The organism is Crenothrix sp., assembly GCF_043729335.1.
Classification (GTDB): Bacteria; Pseudomonadota; Gammaproteobacteria; order Methylococcales; family Methylomonadaceae; genus Crenothrix.
The window spans coordinates 189331-214414 of sequence record NZ_JAYTLQ010000002.1; the positions used below are offsets into that span (position 1 = coordinate 189331).

Here is a 25084-nt window from a genome sequence, read left to right on the forward strand (position 1 = left end):
ACATTAAATTAACTTCAATTGTTCTGCCAATAGCTGTGGCAACAGGGTTGCAATATGCCCGACATTACCCGCACCCATGGTTAGCAGAACATCATCTGGCTTAACTATGCTGGCCAATATATGCGGCAACTCTTCCCAATTATCCACAAATACGGGATCAACCTGACCACGGATACGAATAGCGCGGCTTAATGCGCGTCCATCTGCACCCGGAATAACTGATTCTCCTGCCGAATAAACATCCATTAAAACCAGTATATCAACGCTGGATAGAACGTGGACAAAATCTTCAAACAAATCGCGGGTTCGTGTATATCGATGCGGCTGAAAAACAATTACCGAGCGCCGGTCTGGCCACGCTTGCCGCAATGCTTCAAGTGTAGCTGCAATTTCTCTGGGGTGATGGCCATAATCATCAACCAGCGTTAATTTACCATTACCTAGCGGCAAATCACCATTCAATTGAAAGCGTCGACCCACGCCCTTAAACACCTGCAAGCTCTTTATAATTGCCGCATTAGTCACTTTTAGGCGACTAGCCACCGCAATCGCTGCCAAGGCATTTAACATATTGTGCCACCCTGGCATATTTAAGGTAACCGCCAGTGGCGCCTCATCGCCTCTACGCATCACCGTGAAGTGTGTTTGCATACCTTCTTGCTTAATATCAACTGCGCGGACATCAGCATTTTCATGCACCCCATAGGTCACGATAGGTTTTGATAACTGTGGCAAGATCTCCCGCACACCTTCATCATCCAAACACATGACTGCCAAGCCATAAAATGGCAAATGGTGTAAAAACTCAACAAAGGTATCTTTCAAGCGTTGATAGCTATTTTGATAAGTGGCCATGTGATCTTGATCAATATTGGTCACGATAGCGATCATCGGTTGCAAATATAAAAATGACGCGTCACTTTCATCCGCTTCGGCTACCAGATAGTTGCCTAACCCTAACTTAGCATTGCTACCAGAACTGTTTAAGCGTCCACCAATCACAAAGGTAGGATCAAGGCCACCCTCAGCCAAAATGCTGGCAACCAGGCTTGTCGTTGTCGTTTTGCCGTGCGTACCGGCAACGGCAATGCCAAATCGAAACCGCATCAGCTCAGCTAACATTTCCGCACGCGGGATGACCGGTATCCGATTTAAATAGGCCTCGTCAATTTCGGCATTGCTGCGATCTATTGCACTGGATGCCACCACGACATCGACACCCGCCACATTTTCACGTGTATGGCCTATTGAGACAACAACACCCAGCTCCGCCAAGCGTTGCGTTACGGCGCTCTCTTTCGCATCAGAACCTGAAACCTGATAACCCAGATTTAATAATACTTCTGCAATACCGCTCATGCCGGTACCGCCGATACCAATAAAGTGTATGCGTTTAATAGTGCCCAGCATTTCTGTGGACATTTGGCCGTAAGCACCGGTCATGCGTTAGCCTCGGCAATACAAAACGCAGCAACCTCTTCCGTTGCTTCCAAGCGTGCACATTGTGTTGCAGCCATACGCATAGCGTGTAACTGGCCAAGTGTCTGTGTTATTTTTTCTGCCAACATCATAGGGGTTAAGTCTTTTTGCATGAGTAATAGGCCTGCACCTGCATCGGTTAAATAGCGTGCATTAGCCACCTGATGGTCATCGATAGCATTAGGCAGCGGAATAAAAATAGCCGGCACGCCCATCGCAGCAATTTCGCTGACCGTCATGGCACCTGATCGACACACGACAATATCAGCCCACTGGTAAGCAGCTACCATGTCATCAATAAATGCCGTCACGTGGGCTTTAATGTTCAATTCTCTGTAGCGTCCTTTTACCTGCTCAAACATGGCGGCACCCGTTTGATGTATCACTTGGATATCAGCCAAATTGACGACCGCATCAGGCGCAACTTCATTTAATATCTTAGCACCTTGGCTACCCCCAAAAATTAACACATTAACCGCGGTTTTTTCACGTCTTTCTTCCTTGTTCACGGCGGTTAAAAACGCTTTTCTTAACGGGTTACCCGTGCATTTAGCGCCCACTTTTTTATTAAAGCTGTTTGGGAAAGCTTCTAAAACTTGATTGGCCAGCTTTGCCAATAATCGGTTCGTGGTGCCGGGCACACGATTTTGTTCATGAATAATCAAAGGAATACCTAGCAACTTTGCCATCAAACCGCCGGGGCCTGCAACAAAACCACCCATACCCAGTACCACATCAGGCTTGCGTCGACGCAGTATGCTTGCCGATTGGCCACAGGCCCGCAACAGCATAAACACAGCCTTAATTTTTGACATGACACCTTTGCCGCGCACACCCGCAACTGACAGCCAATCGATATCGATGCCATTTTCAGGCACCACTCGACTTTCTAAGCCTTTATGCGTGCCCAGCCAACTGACTTGCCAGCCTTTTTCAATAAGCAATTGGGCAACCGCAAGCGCAGGAAACACATGCCCACCCGTGCCCCCTGCCATTATAACTATGCGTTTACCCATCGAGACCTTTCTTTTGGTGTATTAGCATTAATTTCATAAACTTCACTGTAGATTCGAAATAACAGGGCAATTGCACAACACATACTAATCATGCTGCCGCCACCGTAACTCATAAACGGCAATGTTAAGCCTTTCGTGGGCAATATACCCATATTTACGCCCATATTAACAAAGGCCTGAAAACCAAACCATATGCCCAAACCGTAGGCCATAAACGCCGAAAACGGTTGCCCGACTTTTTCTGCGGCTTCTGCTATTTTAAACGTGCGCCAGACCAAAAGAGCAAATAAACCAATAACGACTACTACCCCCAATAATCCCAATTCTTCAGCAATAACCGAAAACAGGAAATCGGTGTGGGCTTCGGGCAAATAAAATAATTTTTGTATGCCATTACCCAAACCCACGCCTAGCCATTCACCACGACCAAAAGAAATCAGCGCCTGCACCAACTGAAAACCACTGTTTAAAGGATCTGCCCAAGGATTCATAAAGCTGGTTATCCGGCGCATACGATAAGGCTCGATATAAACCAGCAAGGTGGCTAATGCCACAACCAAAGACATCAAAATAACAAATTGCGATAACCTGGCTCCCCCTAAAAACATCACGCCCATTGCTATCAACAAAATAACCACGGATGACCCAAAATCAGGTTCCAGCAGCAACAATACGCAGGCTAACGAAAACAGGGCCAATGGTTTAAAAATGCCATAAGCCGATAATCTTACCGATTCTTGATGTCGGGTAACATAACCTGCGATATAAATAACAGCAAAAAACTTAACAATTTCGGAAACTTGTATTCTAACACCCGCTAAAGATAGCCAACGCACACTGCCATTAACTTTTACGCCCAATCCCGGTATTAAAACAATAACCAGCAAAAATAAACCGACAATAAACAACCAAGGCCCTGCACTTTCCCATTTGTATAGCGGTATTGTCGCAAGCCAGGCGCCAGCACACACACCTATACCGATATGAGCCAGCTGTTTTATGGGAAAGCTGAACACGCTACCCGACATTTTTGCCCCCAAATGCAGCGATGACGACACGACCATGATATACCCCATCGTCAATAGCGCGATGCAGATCAGCGTCAAGGTCTTATCAAAATGGAAACGTACTTTTTGCTGAGTTTTCATTGTGGCCTCCATAGCGCACTAAACGGGCTGTTCATGCCAGCAAAGCCATCACTGCATTGGCAAATTTTTCGCCGCGATCTTGATAGTTTTTATACTGATCCAGACTCGCACACGCAGGAGACAGCAACACGCTTTCACCTGCTTTAGCAAGACTTGCCGCTGCTTGTACTGCTTGCACCATATTTTTGACCAAAACAACGGGGACACAGCCATTCAAAGCGTGTTCTATTAATAGAGCATCTTTACCCATTAACACAACCCCTTTAGCTTTCGCTTTAATGACGGGCGCCAATTCACGCATGTCAGCGCCTTTGGCATCGCCACCTGCTATCAGCACGACTTTGTCTTTATAGCCCTGTAAAGCAGCAATGCAGGCACCAATATTGGTAGCTTTTGAATCATTAACCCAGGTAACACCCCTTATTTCAGCAACCCGTTGCATTCTATGTGCCAGGCCTTTGAATTTCTGCAAGCTTTTACACATTGTGCTGGTATTTAAACCTGCCGCCAAGCCTAAAGCCAGCGCAGACAACGCATTGGCGGCGTTATGGCGACCTTCAAGCGGCAGTGTCGACAACGGCATCAAACAGGTGTCTTTATACATTAAATATTCTATACCCTGCTGAAAATCAAGGTAAAAATCAGCGCGACCCTGGATAGAAAATGTCAGCGTGTCACGCGATTTATCCTGCATGGCATTAACAATAGGGTCATCAATATTAATCACCATAACACCCTGGCCATTAAATACCTTTTGTTTTTCATAAGCATATTCAGCGAGATCGGCATGCCTATCTAAGTGATCCGCAGATATATTAAGCACAGTTGCAGCTGTTGCTTGCAAAACCGATGTTCTTTCCAGCTGGAAACTGGATAACTCCAGCGCATATATTTGGTTGTTGTCGTCTAGTAAATCCAATGCTGGCGTACCCAGATTGCCACCAACACCGGCTTTTATACCCGCATCTTTCAACATGTCGCCCAGCATGGTGGTTACCGTACTTTTGCCATTAGAGCCGGTAATGGCAATAATCGGCACATTAACGGCACTGGCAAATAAATCAATATCGCCCATCACTTTTGAACCGTTAGCCACCGCTTTAACAATCGAGCGTTCTAGTAAAGACACCCCAGGACTTACCACCAAATGCGTCGCAACCTGAAAAGCCGCCTCATCAAATCCGCCCGTAAATACCGGCACATCGGGCATCTCTTGAGCAAATTCATCCAACAACTGAGGCTTGTTACGGCTATCCGCAATAGCAAAATTAATGCCTAATTTTTGCAAAAAACGCGCAACTGATATACCCGTACTGCCCAAACCAACGACCAATACCTTGGCTGTTTCGGGTAGCAAAGCAAAATCCTTTTCCAGTTTCGCTAAAATCGCCGTATTGTGCATGATTATCTCTTAAGACCCCATTTATAGTGCATGACTTATCTTAGCTTTAACGTGGCCAAGCCGATCAGCACGAGGATTACAGTAATAATCCAAAAGCGGACAATCACTCTGGGTTCTGGCCAGCCTTTTAATTCAAAATGATGATGTATGGGTGCCATACGAAATACCCGCTTACCGGTTAATTTGAATGAGGCCACTTGTATCATGACCGATAGTGTTTCCATCACAAAAACACCACCCATAATCACTAAAACAATCTCTTGCCTTACTAACACGGCTAACACACCTAACGCAGCGCCTAAAGCTAATGCGCCCACATCACCCATGAAGACCATAGCGGGATAGGCGTTAAACCATAGAAACCCTAAGCCAGCCCCAATTAATGCGCCGCAAAATACAATCAACTCCCCTGAATTCGGTAAGAATGGGATGGCTAAATAATCAGCAAAAGTAACGTGCCCGGACAAATAAGCAAAAATACCTAAACCACCAGCGACCATAACGGTTGGCATAATGGCCAGACCGTCCAAACCATCGGTTAAATTAACTGCATTGCTGGTGCCCACAATGACGAAATACACCATAACGACATACATCCAGCCCATATCGATGGTAAAATTTTTGAAAAACGGCACCAAAAACTGGGTTTCTGCAGGTACTGTCGCGGTGTTATATAAGAAAAGCGCCGCCGTAAAACCAATGAGCGATTGCCAGGCATATTTTTCTTTGGCCGATAAGCCATCGCTATTATTTTTAATGACTTTCCTATAATCATCTACAAAACCGATAACACCATAGCCGATAGTCACCAGCAAAATAACCCAAATATATCGGTTGCTTAAATCTGCCCATAATAAAGTGCTGACAGTAACGGCAATGAGGATTAAAGCACCGCCCATTGTGGGTGTGCCGGCTTTTTCGTAATGAGATTTAGGCCCTAATTCACGGATGCTTTGGCCGATTTTTTTGCGCGTCAACTTCCTGATCATGGTCGGGCCGACCATAAAAGCAATCGCCAATGACGTTAAAACACCTAAAATAGCCCGAAAGGTTAAATAATGAAAAACTCTAAAACCACTGTCGAAGGTCATCAGGTAATCTGCAAAATAAAGTAACATTATGCGATACCTGCGATTTCAACCAAAGCGGCGACTATATTTTCCATACGCTGTGCCCGAGAGCCCTTAACTAAAATTGTTTCATCACCACCGAGATCTCGCTGGAGTACCGTCAGTAGATCAGCCTGTGTTTCAAAAAACTGCCCACCTTCACCAAAGCCGTGTACCGTATTTTTAGCATCTGCGCCAACCGCCAACAAACGTACAACGCCTTTATCTTTTATCAAATGCCCCATATCTTCGTGCATTTTAGCACTTTGCGGGCCTAACTCACCAAAAGCGCCTAAAACTAGCCACGGTTTACCGGGGCAATTTGCCAGCACATCAAGCCCCACTGCCAAAGACGACGAATTAGCATTATAAGTATCATCAATAACAAGATTACCCAGCCGACTGACAACAGGTTGCAAACGACCTTTAACCGGATTGACACTTTCCAAGCCTTGTTTAATCATTTTTAAATCCAAACCTAGTGCCAAACCTGCGGCAGCGGCGGCCAAGGCATTAAGCACATTGTGCCTGCCTGCAAGTTTAAGCTGTACCGTTAACGAACTCGTTGCTGTCACTAACTCAAAAGAAGTAACAAAACCTGCCGTGCATTCAGTTTTAATCGCACGGGCAAATAGGTCGGCCGTGTCATTTAAGCCGAAGGAAATAACTTTTCTGTTACCGGCAATCCCCTGCCAATAATCAAAATAGCTGTCATCCTTATTCAGTATAGCAATGCCTTTTTGCTTAAGGGTTTCAATGATTTCGCCTTTTGCTTTAGCTACCCCGTTAAGGCTGCCAAATCCCTCGATATGAGCTGCGCCCGCATTATTCAATATGACCACATCGGCTTGTGCGTAAGTGCTGGTGTATTCAATCTCACACGGATGATTTGCGCCCATCTCAATCACCGCAAACCGGTGTTGCTCTTGCAAGCGCAATAATGTCAACGGCACGCCAATATCATTATTAAGATTGCCTTGAGTAAACAAAACGCTGCCTTTTACAGCTAATATCGCAGCAGTCATTTCTTTGACCGTAGTTTTGCCATTACTGCCGGTAACACCCACAACAGAGGTCGCAACCCTACGGCGCCATGCGCCCGCAAGTTCAGCCAGAGCCAAATGCGTATCATCTACTGCAATATAAGGGATAGCAGCAGTAATGCCTTTACGCAAAATCGCAGCAGCAGCACCTTTCTGCATAGCCGCAGCTATAAATTGATTACCATCAAAATTTTTACCTTCAATCGCGATATAAAGCTCACCTGATTTTAATGTTCGGGTGTCTAAACTTACCGCCTCAATAATAATATCGTCCCCAAAAAGCTCACCTTGAACGCTTTTGGCAATGTCACTCAACATCATTCTCACAAATTTACAAGCCTCATATTTAATGCATCCATTACCACCTGCCTATCGCTAAATGGCATTCTGACCCCTTCAATTTCTTGATAAGTCTCATGCCCTTTACCAGCCACCACAATACAATCAATTGCTGTTGCGTTTATTACAGCCTGATGTATAGCGTCTTTTCTGTTTTGTATTGCTTGAATTTTGTTAGACTGACACGCCTGTATAATGTCTTCAACAATCGCGCTACTCGCTTCAAAACGAGGGTTGTCATCCGTTACAATAACGTAATCGGCCCACTGTTCAGCTATATTGCCCATTTGTGAACGTTTACCGGTATCTCGATTACCACCACAGCCAAACACCACCCACAAATCACCCTGACAATGCTTTCGAACACTGGCCAACACTTTCTCTAAAGCATCAGGGGTATGCGCGTAATCAACAAACACTAACGGTAATAAACCGCCACCTAAAGGCTCCATGCGCCCTGCAACCGGCTTAATAAAGTGCAGCTTATGAGCAAGCCCTATTAAATCACTGCCCATAGCCAACGACACTGCCAGTGTTGCCAGAATATTTTCGACATTAAAATCGCCATACAGCGGCACATGGATAGCCTGTGCGTTAGTTCGCCAATTGACAGTAAAACCGATGCCTTCGGCATCATGATACATATCTTTAACCCAAACACATTCCATGCCGGGCAGTATTCTTCCAGTAGCGCTAATTCCCCAGGTCATAACGGATCCTGGAATCCGCGCTATCACCTTATTAACGTAAGGATCATCCAGATTAACAACCGCAAAGCCAATACCTGGCTTATCCAATAAAATCAATTTTGCCTGTAAATACGCATCCATTGTGCCGTGGTAATCCAGATGATCACGGCTGATATTGGTAAAAACCACGCCTTTAAAGCAAATGCCGTTAACCCTGCCTTGCGCCAAAGCGTGAGAAGACACTTCCATGGCTACGGTCTTTTTATCATTACCTAGTAATTCGAATAACATCTGCTGTACAGACAAGGCATCCGGCGTAGTATTAATAGTTTCGCGCAACGCACCTCTTTCACCCCAGCCCAAGGTGCCGATAATCGCGCAGTCATCAAGCAACTGGCTTAAAAAATGGCTGCACGATGTTTTACCGTTAGTCCCTGTAATACCAATAACATCAATTTTTTGTGAAGGGAAGCCGTAAAAACGACTGGCTATTTCACCCAGTTTTAGCCCCAAATCGACAATAGCAATCAGGGGTAAGCCTTTGATCTTTGCCGCTAAAGTCAGGCCATTTTCAGCAGGATCATAAACAATTGCGCATGCTCCTTGATCAATTGCTTGCTGCGCATAAAGCAAACCATGCTGATTAAAACCCGCCAAGGCAATAAATACATGGCCAAAAATCACTTTACGGCTATCCAGCGCAAGACCGGTAACGTCTATATCGCTCTCGCCCCCAACCCAGGCGCTCAGTAAAGCGTTTAGCTTCATAAAGGACGAATCACTCCCTTTTTGGTCAACAAAATCGGCATGGTATGCTCTTCATCCGGAGCAACCTCCATAATACGTAGTGCACCAGCCATCACCTTTGAAAATACCGGCGCAGATACCAGACCCCCATAATAGTCGCCCGCTGAGGGCTCATCAATCATCACGACAATAATCAAGCGCGGGTTGCTCGCCGGTGCCATGCCCGCAAACACGGCAAAATAATTTTTTTCAGAATAACCGTGTGAACCCGCTTTTTTTACCGTTCCGGTTTTACCCGCAACTCTATAACCGTCCACACGGGCTTCATACGCCGTTCCCTCTTTGGTGATCACGGTTTCCAGCATAGCCCTTACTTTTTTGGCCGTTTTAGCAGAAAAGACTCTCTGGGCATCAATATCTTCATCACGTTTTAATAAGCTGACCGAATGTAATACACCATCATCCGCTAAAGCGGTATAAGATCGTGCCAACTGTAAGGCAGAAACATTCAAGCCATAGCCAAATGACAAGGTAGCTATGTCAAACTCACGCCAGCGCTGATAATCCAGCAAGTTGCCACTGGCTTCATTCGGAAACCCTGAACCTGCCGAAACACCAAAGCCAAGTTTGTGGTAGATGCCCCAAAAATAATCTGGCGGCATTTTTAATGCCATTTTGGCAACGCCAATATTACTGGATTTTTTTAATACGCCAGTCGCATCCAACGTTCCGTAGTTATGCACATCTTTGACGGTATGCTTCCCCACCGGATAAATACCGTGGGTTTCAAAAAGCTCATTAGACCGCAGGTAACCACCGTCCATTGCCGCCGCCACCACAAATGGCTTAACCGTAGAGCCAGGCTCAAATATATTGGTTAATGCCCGATTCCGGTACAGCGATTCCTTTAAGTTTGTTTTGGTATTAGGATTAAAAGAAGGCTGATTGACAGCGGCCAGAACCTCACCACTTTTTGCATCTAATACCACTAATGAGCCAGATTTGGCTTTGTGGTGATTGACCGCCCATTGTAACTCTCGATAAGCCAGATACTGTATGCGCTGATCTATACTGAGTTCCAGTGTTTTGCCAGCGATGGGCTCCTTAATATTTTCAACATCGCCAATAATCTGACGTTGTCCATCTCTGATAACCCGTTTGCTGCCCGGAATACCCTTTAATAGATTTTCATAACTGCGCTCAAGACCTTCCTGCCCTACATCGTCAACGTCAGTAAAGCCAATCAAATGCCCAGATACTTCCCCTGTCGGATAAAATCTTTTAAAACCATGCAACACATTAACGCCGGGCAATTCCAATGCCCTAACTTGATCGGCAATGACAGGATTAATTCTTTGCGCCAAATAAGAAAACTTTGACTTTGTATTCAACAACTCTGTGCTCTTTTGCGAAGGTAACGCTAAAATCTTTAACATTTTTCTAATTTTTAAGACTTTATCTTTCTTATAATCGCTGCGCACTTCGTTTTTTTGATCGACTGTTAAGGGCTGTCCCTGCGCTTTTTTACGCTTTTTTTCCAAGGCTAAAATCTGATTTTCATCGTCAACATTCAGCTGTTTTGGACTCACGGAAACAGTCTGCACAGGTGAACTGATCGCCAATGGCGCACCATTTCTATCGGTAATCATGCCTCTGTACGCTGAAACAGTGACTTCGTCGACATGGCGCATATCACCTTGTTCTTTTAGGTACTTTTTGCTGATCACTTGTAAATCAACAGCGCGGGCAACTAAAACAAGCATGCAAGCCATGAGGAGTGACACCACAAACTTTCTTCTACCGGAAAAATCACTCACAGGCTTACGTGCTTTATGGCTACGGCTGCGTCTAAAATCGATCATTTACGGTTTTACGTAAATTATTTTTTCGCGCAAGGGCATAACAAGCCGCAATTCCTTAAGCGCAGTCTGTTCCACTCGATTTTGATCTGCCAAAGTTGTCAATTCCAATTGCATTTGACCCCACTCCACTTCATACTGATCTAACGCTCTTTCCTGTTTTTCAATATCAATAAATAATAGCCGCGAACAATACTTACTGTAAATAACCGCTGAAGCCGATATCAATAGCACCAATAACACAGCTGCCGAACTGATTGTAAAAACTCGATTCATTAGCCGCTAACTCGCTCAGCTGTACGCAATACGGCGCTACGTGCTCTTGGATTTTCAGCAAGTTCGGTCTTCCCTGCCTTTATTGCTTTACCTATTTTTTTCAATACCCCCTGGGCAATATCAACTTCCCTGATCGGCAATCTGCCTGGATCAAATTTAGCGCCTTCCTCATCCCTGATAAAACGCTTAACAATCCTGTCTTCCAGCGAATGAAAAGAGATAATAACCATACGCCCACCAGGCTTTAATACCTGTATTGACTGACGCAAAACATCTTTTAATTCATCAAGCTCCCTGTTTATTTCAATTCGTATGGCTTGGAAAGTGCGCGTCGCTGGATGCTTATGTTTTTCCTTAAACGGCACAGTGTCTGCAACCAAAGTAGCCAATTGCTTAGTATCAGTAATGGGCGACAGTGCCCTACTCTCAACAATCGCTTTGGCAATACGCCTTGCAAATCGCTCCTCACCGTATTCGAATAAAACGCGAACCAGTTCCTTCTCATCTACATTTGCCAACCACTCCTGAGCCGAAACCCCGGCAGTTTCATCCATACGCATATCCAATGGACCATCGCGCAAAAAACTAAAACCTCTTTCAGGATTATCCAATTGCGGAGATGACACGCCCAAATCCAGCAAGATACCATCTATTTTTCCGACCAAACCTTCATTTTCCGCGATGCTTGCCAATGCCGAAAAGCAGCTGTGTTTCAACATAAAGCGGTTATCCTGACGCATTATCTTAGCGACATCTGAATCTATTGCATCAACATCACGATCAAAAGCCAACAAGCTACCCGACTCACCTAAAACCGACAAAATACCCTGACTATGCCCGCCTCGTCCAAACGTACAATCCATATAAATACCCTCTTCCTTGATTGCCAGCTGTTCCAAAACCTCAGCCAACAGAACGGGTTTGTGTTGCACTAGTTAAATCCCCTTAAAAAAATAAATGACCCAAATCATCCAGCCCTTCAACATCTTCGCCATTCATAAATTGGAGTTCTTTTTGACCCCATATTTCTTCATTCCAGACCTCGAAACGATTTAGCTGCCCGACCAACACTACTTTTTTGTTCAAATTAGCGAAATTTCTTAATTTTTCTGGCAAAAAAATACGGCCTTGGGCATCCATTTCGCATTCATAAGCGTTGCCAATAAGGAATCGTTTCAATTTAGCTGCCATTTTATTGAAAGCAGGCAGCTCTTTGATTTTTTTTTCGAGCTCTTCCCATTCAGGCAAAGGATAAATCCAAAGGCAACCTGCCATCCCGACGCAACGCTCATCTACAGCAACAGTAACGATCATTTGACATGCGCAGGTTTCTTCCACCCGGCTGCGATAACGCGTAGGTATCGCAAAGCGGCCTTTTTCGTCGAGATTAACGGTGGTGTTGCCTCGAAACAATATTCCCCCGTAAAGAGCTTGACTGATTAACTCCACAAAACACCACAGAGCCCCACAAAATATCCACTTGAATTTAGAATAGCACAAGCAATGGGGAATTCAAGTAAAAACTTGCTTTTTTGACAACAACTTAGAACTAAACGACAGAGATCTGTAAAACTATAAAGTCATCAAATGTAAATTGTATTTTTATCAGTTTGTTAGCTAATTTAGTGGCTATCTTTCGCTTAGCCGAGGCCATAGCTTATTTTTCAAAAGCTTATAGGGGCTGTAAAATTTACTGAAATACGCTTTTTTCATTATTTTTGACGTTTGTATAATGGTTTCGACAGGCATCCCTAAGTAATAGGTGGATTAATCTAGCAGCGAAACGCTTAACCCAGTGCATGGTTACTTTCATTAAGTGCAATACACTGATAAAACTGATATTTTTTATAAAAAAAGCCATGGATTGAAAACAGTGTCTAACATCAAACATCTTTCTTCTGGCATACCTTCTTTTAAAATCCCCGTAATTCGTTCAGCAAAAACTGCGGAAGGACTTTATGAACTGAATCCGTGAAAAACTAAAACCAAAAATGCACTCCGACAATAAAGCGAGTTTCTTCTGCCTTTTTCCCCTGTGCCCTAATCGTATCGGCGGCAGATCCAAATGTATTTGCCCATTCTATGCCGATATAAGGTGCGAACTCGCGCTTAAACTCATAACGTAATCTTAGGCCTGCTTCTATATTGGATAAACCGCTGCTAACCAATCGAGATGAATCACTTTGACTATAAAAATTCACTTCAACGCGAGGTTGCAGAATAAGCCTTTGGGTTATCAGCAAATCATATTCTGTTTCAAGACGAAATGCCGCGCGGCCTTGTTCACCAATATAAGCTGTCGCTTCTATATATATCCAGTAGGGCGCAAATCCTTGAATACCAAATGCTCCCCACGCGCGGTCAGCGCCTAAGCCACTGTCATAACGCACGCCAACCTGGGTATCCCAATAGGCCGTCAGCGCATGTCCCCAAAGCAACTCATTACGGGCGCTCTTGAATGTCCCCTGATCAATTTCACCTTCAGCCCTGACGACGAGGCGGTTATAGTCACCTCCAAACCAAGCTTGCCAATCGTAAGTCATTGAAAAGTCATCACGTGCGCTAACGCCTTCTAACCGATCAACAATTAACGCGGCCAAGCTGTGCCCATCACCCATCATGGGTTTTGATAAGCTACTAAAATCCAGTCCATCTGTATAAGCATGGGGGTCACGTTTTGTTGTCGATTGTGTAAGATCTTGCTTTGGACTATGGCCAGTATGTTTCATAGCCTTGGTTTCTGGCTTAGGCTCATACGACATCGTGCCATGATTCATGTGGCTGTGATCATGGCCAGGCATCATCTCCATCATGCTCGATTCAGATTCTGCCGCCCCAACACCCGTATTTACAAACGCAATGCTTAATCCTACCAAAACCAGTTTCACACAAATACAGCGAGGTAAGTTCGATATACTCAAGACACCACCACTTCCCGAAACATACCTGCGTGCATGTGGTAAAACAAATGACAATGCCACGGCCAACGTCCCAGTGCATCAGCAGTAACCAAAAAAGTAATGCGCTGAGCGGGCTGCACAACAATAGTATGTTTACGCACCTGAAATTGCCCGTCCGGCGTTTCCAATTCGCTCCACATGCCATGCAAATGCACTGGGTGCGTCATCATGGTGTCGTTCACCAAAATCACCCGCAATCGTTCGCCATAACGAAAATGAATCGGCTTAGATTCGTTATATTCCACGCCGTCGAACGACCAGGTATAGCGCTCCATATTACCGGTAAGGTGCAGCTCCATTTCCCGCGATGGCGCTCTGGCATCCAGTGTTCCGCCTATCGTATGTAAATCGGCATAAGTCAAAACTCGCCGGCCATTATTTCTTAAACCAATGCCAGGATCATCCAGATTAGTACGCGGCGTATCAACCCGCATATCTACACTGGCAGCAAATTCCGTACTGGCATGATGGACACGGACTACTTTCTTAGCGGCAACCACATGTCCCGTCATATCTGCCATTGAGTGCATGGCGTGCATACTATGATCCATCTGGCTCATTTGCTCCTGGCTCATACCACTATGATCCATAGCAGGCATTTCGTGATCCATAGCGCCCATCATATCCGTCATAGCCAGAGGCTCTAGCTTGTCCAACGCGGGAACAGGTGCTGACAAGCCAGCTTTTGTGGCCAAGGTACCTTTAACATAACCGGTACGGTCCATAGATTGTGCAAAAATCGTATAGGCCGCCTCTTCCGGCGTGATGATAACATCATAACTTTCCGCCAAGCCGATGCGAAATTCATCTACAGCCACCGGCTCAACATTTTGCCCATCGGTCTGTACAACAAGCATTTTAAGGCCTGGAATGCGTACATCGAAAAAGGTTTGCGCTGACGCATTAATAAAGCGCAGCCTGATTTTTTCGCCTGGCTTAAACAAGCCTAACCAATTATCTGCATTGGCATGTCCGTTAACAAGATAAGTGTAAGTTGACGCAGAAATATCCGCTAAATCAGTTCGACTCATGCGCATCATGTTCCACATGTGCCGCTTTTCGACAGCGGGCTGAAATCCCTCATCGGCTATATCCCGAAAAAAATCGACAACCGTGGGCTGGTTGAAATTATAGTAAGCGCTGTGTTTTTTGAGCTTACCAAATATCGCCATAGGATCTTCATCAGTCCAATCCGACAGTAGCATCACATAATCACGATCAGCTTGAACAGGTTCAGGTGTAGCCGGATCAATAATAATAGCCCCGTACAAACCGGTTTGTTCCTGCATCTCGGAATGCGAGTGATACCAGTACGTACCGGCTTGCTGAACCTTGAACCGATAAGTAAATGTTTCGCCGGGCGCGATACCATTGAAGCTAATTTGCGGCGCACCGTCCATTTGGTAAGGCAGAAGAATGCCGTGCCAATGCAGCGAAGTTTCTTCAGAAAGCAGGTTTTTGACCCGTAACGTAACCGTGTCACCTTCTTTCCAGTGCAATGTAGGACCTGGTACAGTGCCGTTAATGGTCGTGGCCAGTATTTCGGTGCCAGTAATATTGACCAGAGTTTGGGCTATAGTTAAATCAAATTCTTTACCTGATAAAACGGGAACCCGTTGCGCATTTGCTTTAGCTTGCAAAGTTTTAATATAAGGTAAAGACGCTAGCAATAAACCACTTTTAATGGAAGTTTTGAGAAATTTGCGACGTGAATAATTTACCCAGGATGGCGGATTTTTTAGATGAGAAGTCATGGCCTATGTTATTTAATCAAAACAAAAAATGCCATGATTGGCAATAATCGAATGGCAAACATTTTTAACAGCGTTGTTTTAAGCTCTGCACTTATTCTACTCTGTAAAACTTAAAACCCGTAAGCTGATCAAATAAGAACATTAAAACTATGACGCATACTCGATTCATGTCATCAAGGTCTACTATAATTGCAGCTAATTTAATCCTGTTTGCTTATCACACAATCACTATAGAACTATGACAGCTCCACGTACCGTATTACACCTTTTATATTGCTTCGATATTGGCGGCTTAGAAACAGTGATGGTGAATTTAATCAATACGCTACCGAATGAACAATTTAAGCATGTCATCATTTCGTTAACTGTCGCCAACCCAAAAATGGTGGCTAGTCTTAAAGCAAAAAATATTGAAATTATTGAGCTGCATAAATCCCCTGGAAATGACCTTAAAATCCATTATCGATTATGGCGATTGTTTCGTCATCATCAACCGGACATTGTGCACAGCTATAACTTAGCTACCCTGGAATATCAATTCATAGCCTATCTCGCTGGCGCTCCTTGCCGTCTTCATGCCGAACATGGCCGTGATATTTATGATCTTGATGGCACCAATAAGAAATACCAACTGTTACGTCGTTTTCTTAACCCCTTTATTCACCAGTGGATAACTGTCTCAGAGGAATTATCAAATTGGCTGATAAATACAGTTAAAATTCCGGGCCATAAAGTCAATCTGATCTACAACGGTATCGACTTACGTTGTTATCAGCCGGTAGCCCGTCAGCATGAAATTTTCACGGTAGGTACAGTAGGCCGGGCAGCAGCCGTTAAAAATCAATTGCTGCTTATTAAAGCCATTGAAAATTTATTGGTTTCTAGCCCTCAACTTAGACCCAAAATCCAATTGTTAATAGTCGGGGATGGCGAATTATTACCTCAATTACAAACCTACATTCAAGACCATCAACTACAGGATTGCGTTCATTTATTAGGTGCAAGGAGAGATGTGGCTGAAATATTAAAGCAATTCGACCTATTTGTTTTGCCTTCATTAGCCGAAGGTATTGCCTTAACCTTGTTAGAAGCCATGGCAAGTGGCTTGCCAGTAATTGCTACTGCTGTGGGAGGTAATCCGGAACTCATAGACTCGGGTGTTAATGGGATATTGATTCCATCGCAACACGAACAGTTATTAGCAGACAGCATTGGATATTACCTGGATAACCCCCATTTACGCCAGCAACATGGCCAAGCGGGTAGAAATAAAGTGGAGAAATCATTTAGCTTAAACACTATGGTTAAAAAATATCTTACGCTTTATCAAGAGCACATCTAAAAGTTACCTAGACAGTTGTGGGGATAACTGTGGACTATGAGCTAATTTCTTTTGCTTCAAAAATTCTTCAATTAATACGGCAAAGCTGATGATATGCCAAGGTAAATCATAGTAAGACAAACTTAAGAATGCCCCACCTACCAAATAAGCAATTAGGCTCACTTGTAACATTTTCGCTAAAAGTAAATAGTTTTTAAAATTGATATTGTTATTTGCTGCCTTAATAACAGAACCGAGTTTGATCCAGGTTAACAAATAAATGAGTAAAAATAATACTAAGCCCAGCCAACCATGATCAGCCAGCACAGAAAAATAAATACTGTGCGCCACATGAACATCAGCTGGATTGGGTGCATACATTGCAAATGTTTCATGAGTCCATGACTCATATCCCATCCCTAAAAAATTATCATTTGCGGCATTAAAGGCATAATGCCAAGCGTTTATTCGACCCATTGCCGAGCCATCAGTTTGGTAGGTTTGAATCGTATCCATTCTTTTATACCATGATTCTGGCATAAATGAGAATATAATAGCGCCGGTTATAGAAATAGCTAGCGCTGACTTTATCTTGCTTTGGCTCTTGCTCCAATAAAAAAAACCTACCACTAAAATAGCTAAAAAAGCCCCTCTAGATTGAGTTCCTAATATGGTAAAAAGACTACAGGCTATTGCAATTAAAAGAGAATATTTAATCCATTTTTGCGTTTGAATTTGATATAGATAATACATTAGAGGAACAATCATCAAGGTAGCAACTGCTAACTCGTTATTACCCTCTATCATACTGCCAGGAGGGCCAAAAACAATATGTCCACCACCTGTTAGTAAAGTAAAAATACCACCTTTTATACTAAAATACCCAATTGATAACACAACTGCCCATAATAACTTATTAAGCTTATCTAAATCAGTTATTAGCATTAGGGTTAAAAACACAACAAATTCAATTTTTAATACACGAATATAATAGGTGTTTGCCTGAACTGGAAAATAAGAATTTAAAGTCGTCAGCCCCATATAAATAACAAAAAAAATCACTAAAATAACCAAGCCATTTATCGGTGGTTTTTTTGCTTCTTTGGTTATTATCATTGAAAATAATAGAATGATAGCCGTAATATATGCAAAGGGTGCACTATAGGCAAAGCCATAAGTTAACCTATGAGGATTCATATAACTCAACCACGACCAAAGCAATATGCCATAGTATGGTTTTTTTAATGTCTTAAAGCACCCTACTATAAAAATAATAGTAACTAATATGTCCCGCATTTATATTCCGGCAATTATTTTAATCCAACAACATATAGCCCTATAATTAGGTAATTTTAAACTAAACATTTACTATGATTTTTCTAATTTCGGCAAACCAAGCTTTACCAAAAGCTTAAAATGTTCAAACCCAATTTGGATTAAAGCAGAGTGATAAAGCGCTGATAATGCACAAATGCGCTGGTTTTGTTCTAGATATTGCCATGCAAGACTAAAATATGCCTTGCATAATGCTTGCTTAATTATTCGCATTTCCTGAGCATTTACTTGTTCTGAGTTTTCAGCAAATTCGACTAGTGAGTGCATATTATCAATTACTCTACTTTGTATTTTATGCTCGTCTTCCTTTAAAGAAAAAATATTTTGTCCATCTACCCGCCATAGCCCCAATGATTCCAATAAAAGCCCACACTTACCTAATAAGGCAACTTTAACTACCCATTCGGGCTCTGGCATTTTGGCAGCAGGCCTCATGCCACCACTGATGCCCCATAATTCCCGCGTCACCAGAAATCTTTGAAATGAAAGCGGCACAGATAACAAAAGTCCCTCAAACAGGTCTTTTTCAAAAACATATACCCCTTTTCTCGGCTGTTTAATTGAAATACCACTTAATACTTTAGAATTAGCTTTCACCAATTCATCTGCCTTACTAGCCGCATCTTTACCAAATGGCCTGATATTATGAAACACACAGCCCAAAGAAAATTCCTGTAAAGTTTGCAATAATATTTGTAGGGAGTGGTTAATTAACAAATCATCATCATCCAAAAAATATAAATATCGTCCCGAAGCATTTCCGACCCCTACATTACGTGCTACAGCAATCCCCTGAGAATGCTCATGTCTCACAAAAGAAAACTTTGCTTGTTGGCTCTTAAGATGACGAGACACCAGTGGTTCCACAGATTCGCTTGAACCGTCATCAACAATAATCAATTCCCAATTCCGCCAAGTTTGCGCTAATACACTGTCAACAGCTTCTAATAACAATTCTGGTCGGTTTTTTGTACAAATAATGACAGAAATCAAATCATCTTCCATACTATTTCCTTTATTTTGCTTCCAATGCCTTTATTATCGCCGCTTCAACACAGCGCACATGATTATCCACCGAATATTTCTGCGCTGACTTTATAGCTTCCGCACCCAACTGCTGCCTTAATTCAAAATTATCCAATAACTCACAAATTGTATGGGCTAATCCCTGAGGATCACGCGGAGTTATTAATAATCCATCCATGCCATGAGTAATAACATCAAGAGGGCCACCTTCATTCGCAGCAATCACCGCCTTTCCTGCGGCCATACCCTCCACAACTGTTCGCCCCAAAGGTTCTGGTAAAGTTGACGCATGCACGACCACATCACTAATGGCCAAAATATCGGCAATATCATTTCTTTTCCCCAACATTAAAACCTTATTTTTAAGATTTAATTCTTTTATTAACTCCAGCAATTGATTTTCAATAGTATTAAAATGGCCGTATGCGCTACCGACTAACAAAAAAATAGTATTGGGGTATCGGTCTAAAATAGCTGGGGCCGCAGTAATTAATATATCTTGGCCTTTCCATCCCACTAAGCCCCCTACTAAAGTCACGACTAAATTTTCCGTGTTAATAGATAAAGAATGCCTGATGTTATTAGCATTGCCCTTTGCAAAATAATCAGTATTAATGCCCTCAGGAATCCAAGTCATCTGTTGCTCGGGTATGCCAAACTCTAAAGCATTGTGCTTAATAGCTTCGGAAACGTAAGCGAGATGCCTTAGATGTCTTACAACCCAGCAACTTGAAGGTGAAATCTCACAAAAGCCACGCAAATGCAACATAACAGGTTTACGAACTAAGTAAGCTCCTAATGCGGCCGCTAGATTACTGTATACATCATTGTTTAGATAAACCAAATCAATACGGTGCTTTACAAATAATCGGGCAAATTTAAGCGCTGTTGGTACTATATTAAATAAATTATCAGCCATTGAACCTATTGGTTTACCTAATAGATCTTTGGCAAGTGCATTAAAATTACGCGGCTGAACTATGGTTTCCCAAGTGCCGAAATCTTTATAACACACATATTCCCCCTCGGCTTGACCCGTGATTATCAAAGGTTTTACCCAAGATGAACGAGCGCTAAGATAAGTTTGTAAACTGATTGCGGCGCCTCCAAAACCTTTGCCATTCTCACAAAAAGCGATTTTAACCTGTTCTTTTTCAATCATTATTGCAACAACAAGCTAGCAAATAAGTTTTTCCACGCAACCCAAGATTTAGATTGCCAGACTACCCCTTCAATACTGGATAATATAGCTCGCCAATATTGCTTTTGTTTACGGTAAAAAAAACTATTTTGGTGAATAAAAACCTGAATATTTCTAATAAGCTCGAAACGATAATCAAAAAACTCCGGATCATCCAGTAATTTCCTGTATGCCCTTGGAGCGTGCTGAAATAAGGATTTATTGGAATGGGTCAGGCTACCTGGTCTCTGACGATAAAAAGCTAAAGTTTGAGGAACAAATACTAATGAACTACGATTAGAAACCCTAATCCAAAGTAGAACATCTTCAGCAGTGGGTAATGACTCATCAAATCCCTTTAATGCCCTGATTAAATCCGTTTTTACCATGACTGTATTGGTATGAACCAAGACGGTTTGCAAAAATATATTCAAGGGTTTATCCAAATAAACCAACTGTTTATTACCTAATGCTTCACCAAAATACTCATTCCATATCGGGTTTAAAGTAGCCCTAGAAGGCTCACAATTATGTATATTTTCAACAAAGCAAGCATAATCACAAGAAATAAAACGAGTATTCGGATATTTATTTAATGCTTGCAAACGTAAAAATAATGCATCCGGATGCCAGAGATCATCTCCATCCAAAAATGCAATCCATTCACCTCTGGCATTATCAATACCCGTATTGCGGTTGCCTGAAACGCCTTTTTTTCGTTTATTGTTAAGTAAATTGATTCTAGTATCTTTGGCAAGATATTCCTGGACTAACTGAAGCGAACCGTCATCAGAACCATCGTCAATTATTAAAACTTCAAAATCAGTGAATGACTGACTCAGAATACAGTCAATAGTCTCCCTTAACAAAGGGTTCAAATTGAAAACAGGTACAACAATTGTAACTTTTGGAGACATAGATACTAGGATTTTATATATTTTAATACATATACTGGTTTAAATTAATATTTTATTGTTTATAAAATATTTTTGCCTCTTGCATTAATCCACGGGTTATATTTAACGTCCAACGCCTTAAAAAAACTTCTTTCTTATCTATCCGAACATGGGCAATCCATAAATTAATTAGGTTAAGCAAGTATTCTCTGTACATATACCTTGGTATATTCCACCAGAGTGATGTATTAAAATCTATGCTATTTTTAGTATTAAGCTGGCTTTTTCCAGAACGCACGGCTCGCCCCAAAATCCACTCATACTGTAATTGATTTTGTGTAATTATATGTTGAACCTTAGCATTAGGTGCATAATAACTACGGTAACCTTGTTTTTCTAATGTTGCAGTAAAGGAAGTTTCACTTCCCATTTTATAGCTATTTGTTCCATCAGGCCCTACATTAGTATCAAATAAAAAGCCTTTATTAAAAACTTCTGCTCTCACTGCCATATTAGCCCCCCAAACCATACCGGAAGGTATCTCGCCTTCTTTCAGATCTATCGGTGTCAAAGCATAGACAACTTGATGATTAACCCATTCCAATACCCATTGTTCGGGCATTACTGTCCAATAAGGTAAAATCTGCCCCGCAAATATATTAAATTCTGTATTAAGTTTTGCCTGATCTAATAAATTAACAAGCCAACTGACATCTACAATCACATCATCATCAGTAAAAACGACCAAATCACCTTCAATATATTTTAAACCTGTATTTAATGCATTATTTTTTCCAGGTTTTAATTCAGTTAGTATTGTTAACGGCAATCGTTCCAAGTATGAATCTAATATCACTCTAGTATTATCTGTGCTGGCATTATCAATAGCTATTAGTTTCCAGCCCTCTGAAGGAAAAGTAACCTTTGTGAGCGAATCAAGCATTATAGGCAGCGTATCTACGCCATTGTAAGTAGAAAATATAACGGTAAGCATCTTTAATAGCCGATAAGAAATGTAGTTATAAAAATTTTCTTTTGAGGGATTAAACTGAGAAAATTATAATTATTAATTATCTTTAAAATCCTGAAAATAATTTTTTTAAAATACGGATAAAGTTGTTTCTGTTTAGATTTTTAACCCATTAATTAAACTAACTGCCCCTTTCTCACAATAATGTACCTTCTTCTGTAACCCAGGAAATTCATTTAACCAATTTTTTATAATCTGTTGTTCATCAGGGCGATCAGAATCATCTAGGAATACAACTGCTTTTTTATTTAGCAAAGGCAGTAACAACGGTCCAGCGGGATAACGAGCGCAGCTATTGAGGCTTGCTGGTGGGCCATCAATGATTAGCATATCAATCACTTGATTTTGAATTTGCTCACCCAGTGTGTACCAACAATAATTTTGCTCATTAAAACGGTAATCTTGCAATGGTGCATCTATCACGGTTGCCCAGTCTTGCAATCCTTGTTTTATCAATTCCTGCCGGGTTTTCTCGGCATAAATTACGTCATGTTCCAAACTTAGAATCCGTCCTTTGCCATTCAGTTTGGCGCATTGAGCCAAAACCAGAGTAGAAGTTCCAGAGCTGCATTCAACAATTACTTCTGGTTGATGCTGCAGCACATATTCCGCAAGCAATAACAAAAAATCTGCTGAAGCAGCCCAACCGCCCAATGGCGGCAATGACCAAGGTAATTGCAATAATCGATTCAAATCAATAAAAGCATGTACCTGTCTTACATTATCAGGAAAACGTTCAACTTGTTGCTGCAAACCGTATTGCATTAAATGCACTCGTTTGACTTTATGCAATATATAAATGCACAAAACCAAGATTATAAAGACTAGCACTAATACTATATTTATTGTTTCCATATATTTTCAATTTTATTTGTTGTTTCGCACTAAACGCATCATTTCATTACGCAATGGGTGTTGCGTTAAAAATATACCCACCAGCCAACCAAAAACACAGCCTATACTACTAACTATTAGTAAATGCGTAGAATCGATAACATTAGGTACATATATAAAACATAGAACAGGAATAACCATACTAATCACACTAACTACTAAACTATTCAAATTACTTAATAGTAACTGACTTAACTTCAAGCCGATAACCTGCTTTAGATACTTTAAAGTTATTATTAAGTTAAAAGCATAGATAATTATTACTGAATAACAAATCATTTCTATACTCACCGACGCAGCATAACATATCAACACTATACGAAACGACTGTACAATCAATTCACTACGTAGTATTTTATTAATATGTCCCGTAGCCATTAAAGCATTACTAGCTAAGCTCCATAGCGCTGCAATTGCTCCTGCAAATACTAGAATTTTAACTAAAGGCACAGCAGCATCCCATTGATCGCCAAACATCAACCGCATAATAGGCTGAGCATAAAGCCCTAAAAAGGCGTAAAATGGCCAAGCAAAGACGGTTACATAGTTAACGGATTGCAAATAAGCTTTTAATAAATCTTGATCTTCCCGCACGGCTTTAGCAAACACAGGAAAAACTATTTTACGCACAGCCTCCATTACATCACGATGGAATAAATACATCTGCCCTTGTGCTCTGCTATATATTGCTACAACTTGAAATCCCAATAAGCGTCCTAAAACCAGATCATTCAAGTTCATAGCTATTTGAGTTATGATCGAGGCCAAACTCGACTGAGTACCAAATTTGACAATATATCGCCACTCTTTTATTCCAGGTAATAGCCACGCATCTTTCGGACGATTAGCATTAACCATTAGCGTTGAACATGCCATACTAGCTACCGAGGCCCAAGCCAAGCTTAAATATCCATAGCCTGAAACTGCCAAACTTAATGAAATCACCAATTGCGTTATCGTACTCATTAAGTTAACGCGAAAAAGCACGCTAAACTGCATATCTCGATTTAACAATGTATAAATCGGCGCAGAAAAAGGTATCAATAAAAAATTAATACACTGAATTTCAATTAGATCAGCTATTGCTGGCTCATGATAAAAATTAGCGACATAATAACGAGAAAAATATAATATCGCTCCGGCAGTCCAACTTGTAAGCATCATGACCGTAAGTGCTGTCCTGATTTTAAGCCTCGTCAATTCTTTTTCTTGGATTAAATAATTTCCCACCCCAAAATCACGTAAAATTTGTGCAACTCCAGTGACTGCTGAAGCTACCGAATAAATACCTATTTCTACCGGTGTTAAAAGTCTTGCGATTAACATAAGACCAATAAAATTAATCAATAGCGTTAAATACTTCTCAGTAAAAACAATCAAGATTGATTTTCTTATACTGGTCATTGAGATAATTGCATATTTTATTTTTTATAAGTGCTTTAGCAGCTTACCCAATACAGTTTTATATTCAGATTTACAATAATTAAATTTAATTATCGGCATATTATGCTCAATTTAAGAAGTAAAATAAGCTTTAAGAATGGAGTTTGAATAGTTACAATCTAACCACTGCCCAATCAT

21 protein-coding genes are annotated in these 25084 nt (G+C 41.8%); 1 reads left to right on the forward strand and 20 read right to left on the reverse strand.

All coding sequences use genetic code 11. From position 1 onward, the window contains the following. Positions 1–3: 3 nt before the first annotated feature. The 13 genes from murC to ACHZC4_RS01520 all read right to left on the reverse strand — a co-directional run bounded on the left by murC (position 4) and on the right by ACHZC4_RS01520 (position 15821). Positions 4–1443: a UDP-N-acetylmuramate--L-alanine ligase gene (gene murC / locus ACHZC4_RS01460; protein WP_394751982.1), complete on the reverse strand. Its 1440-nt coding sequence runs from the start codon at positions 1441–1443 to the stop codon at positions 4–6. Next, complete coding sequence (gene murG / locus ACHZC4_RS01465; RefSeq protein WP_394751983.1) at positions 1440–2495, reverse strand: undecaprenyldiphospho-muramoylpentapeptide beta-N-acetylglucosaminyltransferase; 1056 nt, start codon at positions 2493–2495, stop codon at positions 1440–1442. The genes murC and murG overlap by 4 nt, the downstream gene beginning before the upstream one ends. Next, entirely contained in the window at positions 2480–3643 is a 1164-nt protein-coding gene (gene ftsW, locus ACHZC4_RS01470) for a putative lipid II flippase FtsW (protein ID WP_394751984.1), read from the reverse strand. The genes murG and ftsW overlap by 16 nt, the downstream gene beginning before the upstream one ends. 31 nt (positions 3644–3674) lie before the next feature. Beyond that, complete coding sequence (murD, locus tag ACHZC4_RS01475; protein ID WP_394751985.1) at positions 3675–5045, reverse strand: UDP-N-acetylmuramoyl-L-alanine--D-glutamate ligase; 1371 nt, start codon at positions 5043–5045, stop codon at positions 3675–3677. Between the two features lie 35 nt (positions 5046–5080). Continuing rightward, positions 5081–6163: a phospho-N-acetylmuramoyl-pentapeptide-transferase gene (mraY, locus tag ACHZC4_RS01480; protein WP_394751986.1), complete on the reverse strand. Its 1083-nt coding sequence runs from the start codon at positions 6161–6163 to the stop codon at positions 5081–5083. Beyond that, positions 6163–7518 (reverse strand): UDP-N-acetylmuramoyl-tripeptide--D-alanyl-D-alanine ligase, encoded by a 1356-nt coding sequence (gene murF, locus ACHZC4_RS01485; protein WP_394752130.1) that lies wholly within the window; start codon positions 7516–7518, stop codon positions 6163–6165. The genes mraY and murF overlap by 1 nt, the downstream gene beginning before the upstream one ends. 2 nt (positions 7519–7520) lie before the next feature. Then, complete coding sequence (locus tag ACHZC4_RS01490) at positions 7521–8993, reverse strand: UDP-N-acetylmuramoyl-L-alanyl-D-glutamate--2,6-diaminopimelate ligase (RefSeq protein WP_394751987.1); 1473 nt, start codon at positions 8991–8993, stop codon at positions 7521–7523. Next, positions 8990–10834, reverse strand: coding sequence for a peptidoglycan D,D-transpeptidase FtsI family protein (locus ACHZC4_RS01495; protein WP_394751988.1), 1845 nt, complete (start codon positions 10832–10834; stop codon positions 8990–8992). Before ACHZC4_RS01495 ends, ACHZC4_RS01490 begins: the two co-directional genes overlap by 4 nt. Continuing rightward, the gene (gene ftsL, locus ACHZC4_RS01500) at positions 10835–11107 is read right to left on the reverse strand and encodes a cell division protein FtsL (RefSeq protein WP_394751989.1); all 273 of its coding nucleotides are present in this window, start codon (positions 11105–11107) and stop codon (positions 10835–10837) included. Next, complete coding sequence (rsmH, locus tag ACHZC4_RS01505; protein ID WP_394751990.1) at positions 11107–12039, reverse strand: 16S rRNA (cytosine(1402)-N(4))-methyltransferase RsmH; 933 nt, start codon at positions 12037–12039, stop codon at positions 11107–11109. The genes ftsL and rsmH overlap by 1 nt, the downstream gene beginning before the upstream one ends. Positions 12040–12052: 13 nt before the next feature. After that, positions 12053–12556: a division/cell wall cluster transcriptional repressor MraZ gene (gene mraZ / locus ACHZC4_RS01510; RefSeq protein ID WP_394751991.1), complete on the reverse strand. Its 504-nt coding sequence runs from the start codon at positions 12554–12556 to the stop codon at positions 12053–12055. Between the two features lie 530 nt (positions 12557–13086). Further along, complete coding sequence (locus ACHZC4_RS01515; protein ID WP_394751992.1) at positions 13087–13995, reverse strand: copper resistance protein B; 909 nt, start codon at positions 13993–13995, stop codon at positions 13087–13089. A gap of 29 nt (positions 13996–14024) precedes the next feature. Beyond that, complete coding sequence (locus tag ACHZC4_RS01520; RefSeq protein ID WP_394751993.1) at positions 14025–15821, reverse strand: copper resistance system multicopper oxidase; 1797 nt, start codon at positions 15819–15821, stop codon at positions 14025–14027. Between the two features lie 238 nt (positions 15822–16059). Here ACHZC4_RS01520 and ACHZC4_RS01525 point away from each other — a divergent pair, with 238 nt between their 5' ends. After that, the gene (locus tag ACHZC4_RS01525) at positions 16060–17163 is read left to right on the forward strand and encodes a TIGR03088 family PEP-CTERM/XrtA system glycosyltransferase (RefSeq protein ID WP_394751994.1); all 1104 of its coding nucleotides are present in this window, start codon (positions 16060–16062) and stop codon (positions 17161–17163) included. A 3-nt stretch (positions 17164–17166) separates the two neighbouring features. Here the strand turns inward: ACHZC4_RS01525 and ACHZC4_RS01530 are convergent, their stop codons facing one another. From ACHZC4_RS01530 to ACHZC4_RS01560, 7 genes are all read right to left on the reverse strand, one after another. Beyond that, positions 17167–18438 carry a putative O-glycosylation ligase, exosortase A system-associated gene (locus ACHZC4_RS01530; protein ID WP_394751995.1) on the reverse strand — a complete coding sequence of 424 codons (1272 nt, stop codon included), beginning with the start codon at positions 18436–18438 and terminating at the stop codon, positions 17167–17169. A 72-nt stretch (positions 18439–18510) separates the two neighbouring features. Beyond that, positions 18511–19482, reverse strand: a complete 972-nt coding sequence (locus ACHZC4_RS01535; protein ID WP_394751996.1) for a glycosyltransferase family 2 protein — start codon at positions 19480–19482, stop codon at positions 18511–18513. Between the two features lie 10 nt (positions 19483–19492). Then, complete coding sequence (locus ACHZC4_RS01540) at positions 19493–20665, reverse strand: glycosyltransferase family 4 protein (RefSeq protein ID WP_394751997.1); 1173 nt, start codon at positions 20663–20665, stop codon at positions 19493–19495. Further along, positions 20665–21600, reverse strand: a complete 936-nt coding sequence (locus tag ACHZC4_RS01545; RefSeq protein ID WP_394751998.1) for a glycosyltransferase family 2 protein — start codon at positions 21598–21600, stop codon at positions 20665–20667. Before ACHZC4_RS01545 ends, ACHZC4_RS01540 begins: the two co-directional genes overlap by 1 nt. A 52-nt stretch (positions 21601–21652) precedes the next feature. Beyond that, positions 21653–22573, reverse strand: coding sequence for a glycosyltransferase family 2 protein (locus ACHZC4_RS01550; protein WP_394751999.1), 921 nt, complete (start codon positions 22571–22573; stop codon positions 21653–21655). Positions 22574–22705: 132 nt separating this feature from the next. Then, the gene (locus tag ACHZC4_RS01555; RefSeq protein WP_394752000.1) at positions 22706–23464 is read right to left on the reverse strand and encodes a class I SAM-dependent methyltransferase; all 759 of its coding nucleotides are present in this window, start codon (positions 23462–23464) and stop codon (positions 22706–22708) included. A gap of 12 nt (positions 23465–23476) precedes the next feature. Continuing rightward, complete coding sequence (locus ACHZC4_RS01560) at positions 23477–24907, reverse strand: lipopolysaccharide biosynthesis protein (RefSeq protein ID WP_394752002.1); 1431 nt, start codon at positions 24905–24907, stop codon at positions 23477–23479. Positions 24908–25084 lie beyond the last annotated feature (177 nt).

Excerpts from the sequence above, each read along its gene's own strand:
- murC (WP_394751982.1), bottom strand. The coding sequence starts at position 1,443 with ATGACCGGTGCTTACGGCCAAATGTCCACAGAAATGCTGGGCACTATT.
- murG (WP_394751983.1), bottom strand. The coding sequence starts at position 2,495 with ATGGGTAAACGCATAGTTATAATGGCAGGGGGCACGGGTGGGCATGTG.
- ftsW (WP_394751984.1), bottom strand. The coding sequence starts at position 3,643 with ATGAAAACTCAGCAAAAAGTACGTTTCCATTTTGATAAGACCTTGACG.
- murD (WP_394751985.1), bottom strand. The coding sequence starts at position 5,045 with ATGCACAATACGGCGATTTTAGCGAAACTGGAAAAGGATTTTGCTTTG.
- mraY (WP_394751986.1), bottom strand. The coding sequence starts at position 6,163 with ATGTTACTTTATTTTGCAGATTACCTGATGACCTTCGACAGTGGTTTT.
- murF (WP_394752130.1), bottom strand. The coding sequence starts at position 7,518 with ATGATGTTGAGTGACATTGCCAAAAGCGTTCAAGGTGAGCTTTTTGGG.
- ACHZC4_RS01490 (WP_394751987.1), bottom strand. The coding sequence starts at position 8,993 with ATGAAGCTAAACGCTTTACTGAGCGCCTGGGTTGGGGGCGAGAGCGAT.
- ACHZC4_RS01495 (WP_394751988.1), bottom strand. The coding sequence starts at position 10,834 with ATGATCGATTTTAGACGCAGCCGTAGCCATAAAGCACGTAAGCCTGTG.
- ftsL (WP_394751989.1), bottom strand. The coding sequence starts at position 11,107 with ATGAATCGAGTTTTTACAATCAGTTCGGCAGCTGTGTTATTGGTGCTA.
- ACHZC4_RS01520 (WP_394751993.1), bottom strand. The coding sequence starts at position 15,821 with ATGACTTCTCATCTAAAAAATCCGCCATCCTGGGTAAATTATTCACGT.
- ACHZC4_RS01525 (WP_394751994.1), top strand. The coding sequence starts at position 16,060 with ATGACAGCTCCACGTACCGTATTACACCTTTTATATTGCTTCGATATT.
- ACHZC4_RS01530 (WP_394751995.1), bottom strand. The coding sequence starts at position 18,438 with ATGCGGGACATATTAGTTACTATTATTTTTATAGTAGGGTGCTTTAAG.
- ACHZC4_RS01535 (WP_394751996.1), bottom strand. The coding sequence starts at position 19,482 with ATGGAAGATGATTTGATTTCTGTCATTATTTGTACAAAAAACCGACCA.
- ACHZC4_RS01540 (WP_394751997.1), bottom strand. The coding sequence starts at position 20,665 with ATGATTGAAAAAGAACAGGTTAAAATCGCTTTTTGTGAGAATGGCAAA.
- ACHZC4_RS01545 (WP_394751998.1), bottom strand. The coding sequence starts at position 21,600 with ATGTCTCCAAAAGTTACAATTGTTGTACCTGTTTTCAATTTGAACCCT.
- ACHZC4_RS01550 (WP_394751999.1), bottom strand. The coding sequence starts at position 22,573 with ATGCTTACCGTTATATTTTCTACTTACAATGGCGTAGATACGCTGCCT.
- ACHZC4_RS01555 (WP_394752000.1), bottom strand. The coding sequence starts at position 23,464 with ATGGAAACAATAAATATAGTATTAGTGCTAGTCTTTATAATCTTGGTT.
- ACHZC4_RS01560 (WP_394752002.1), bottom strand. The coding sequence starts at position 24,907 with ATGACCAGTATAAGAAAATCAATCTTGATTGTTTTTACTGAGAAGTAT.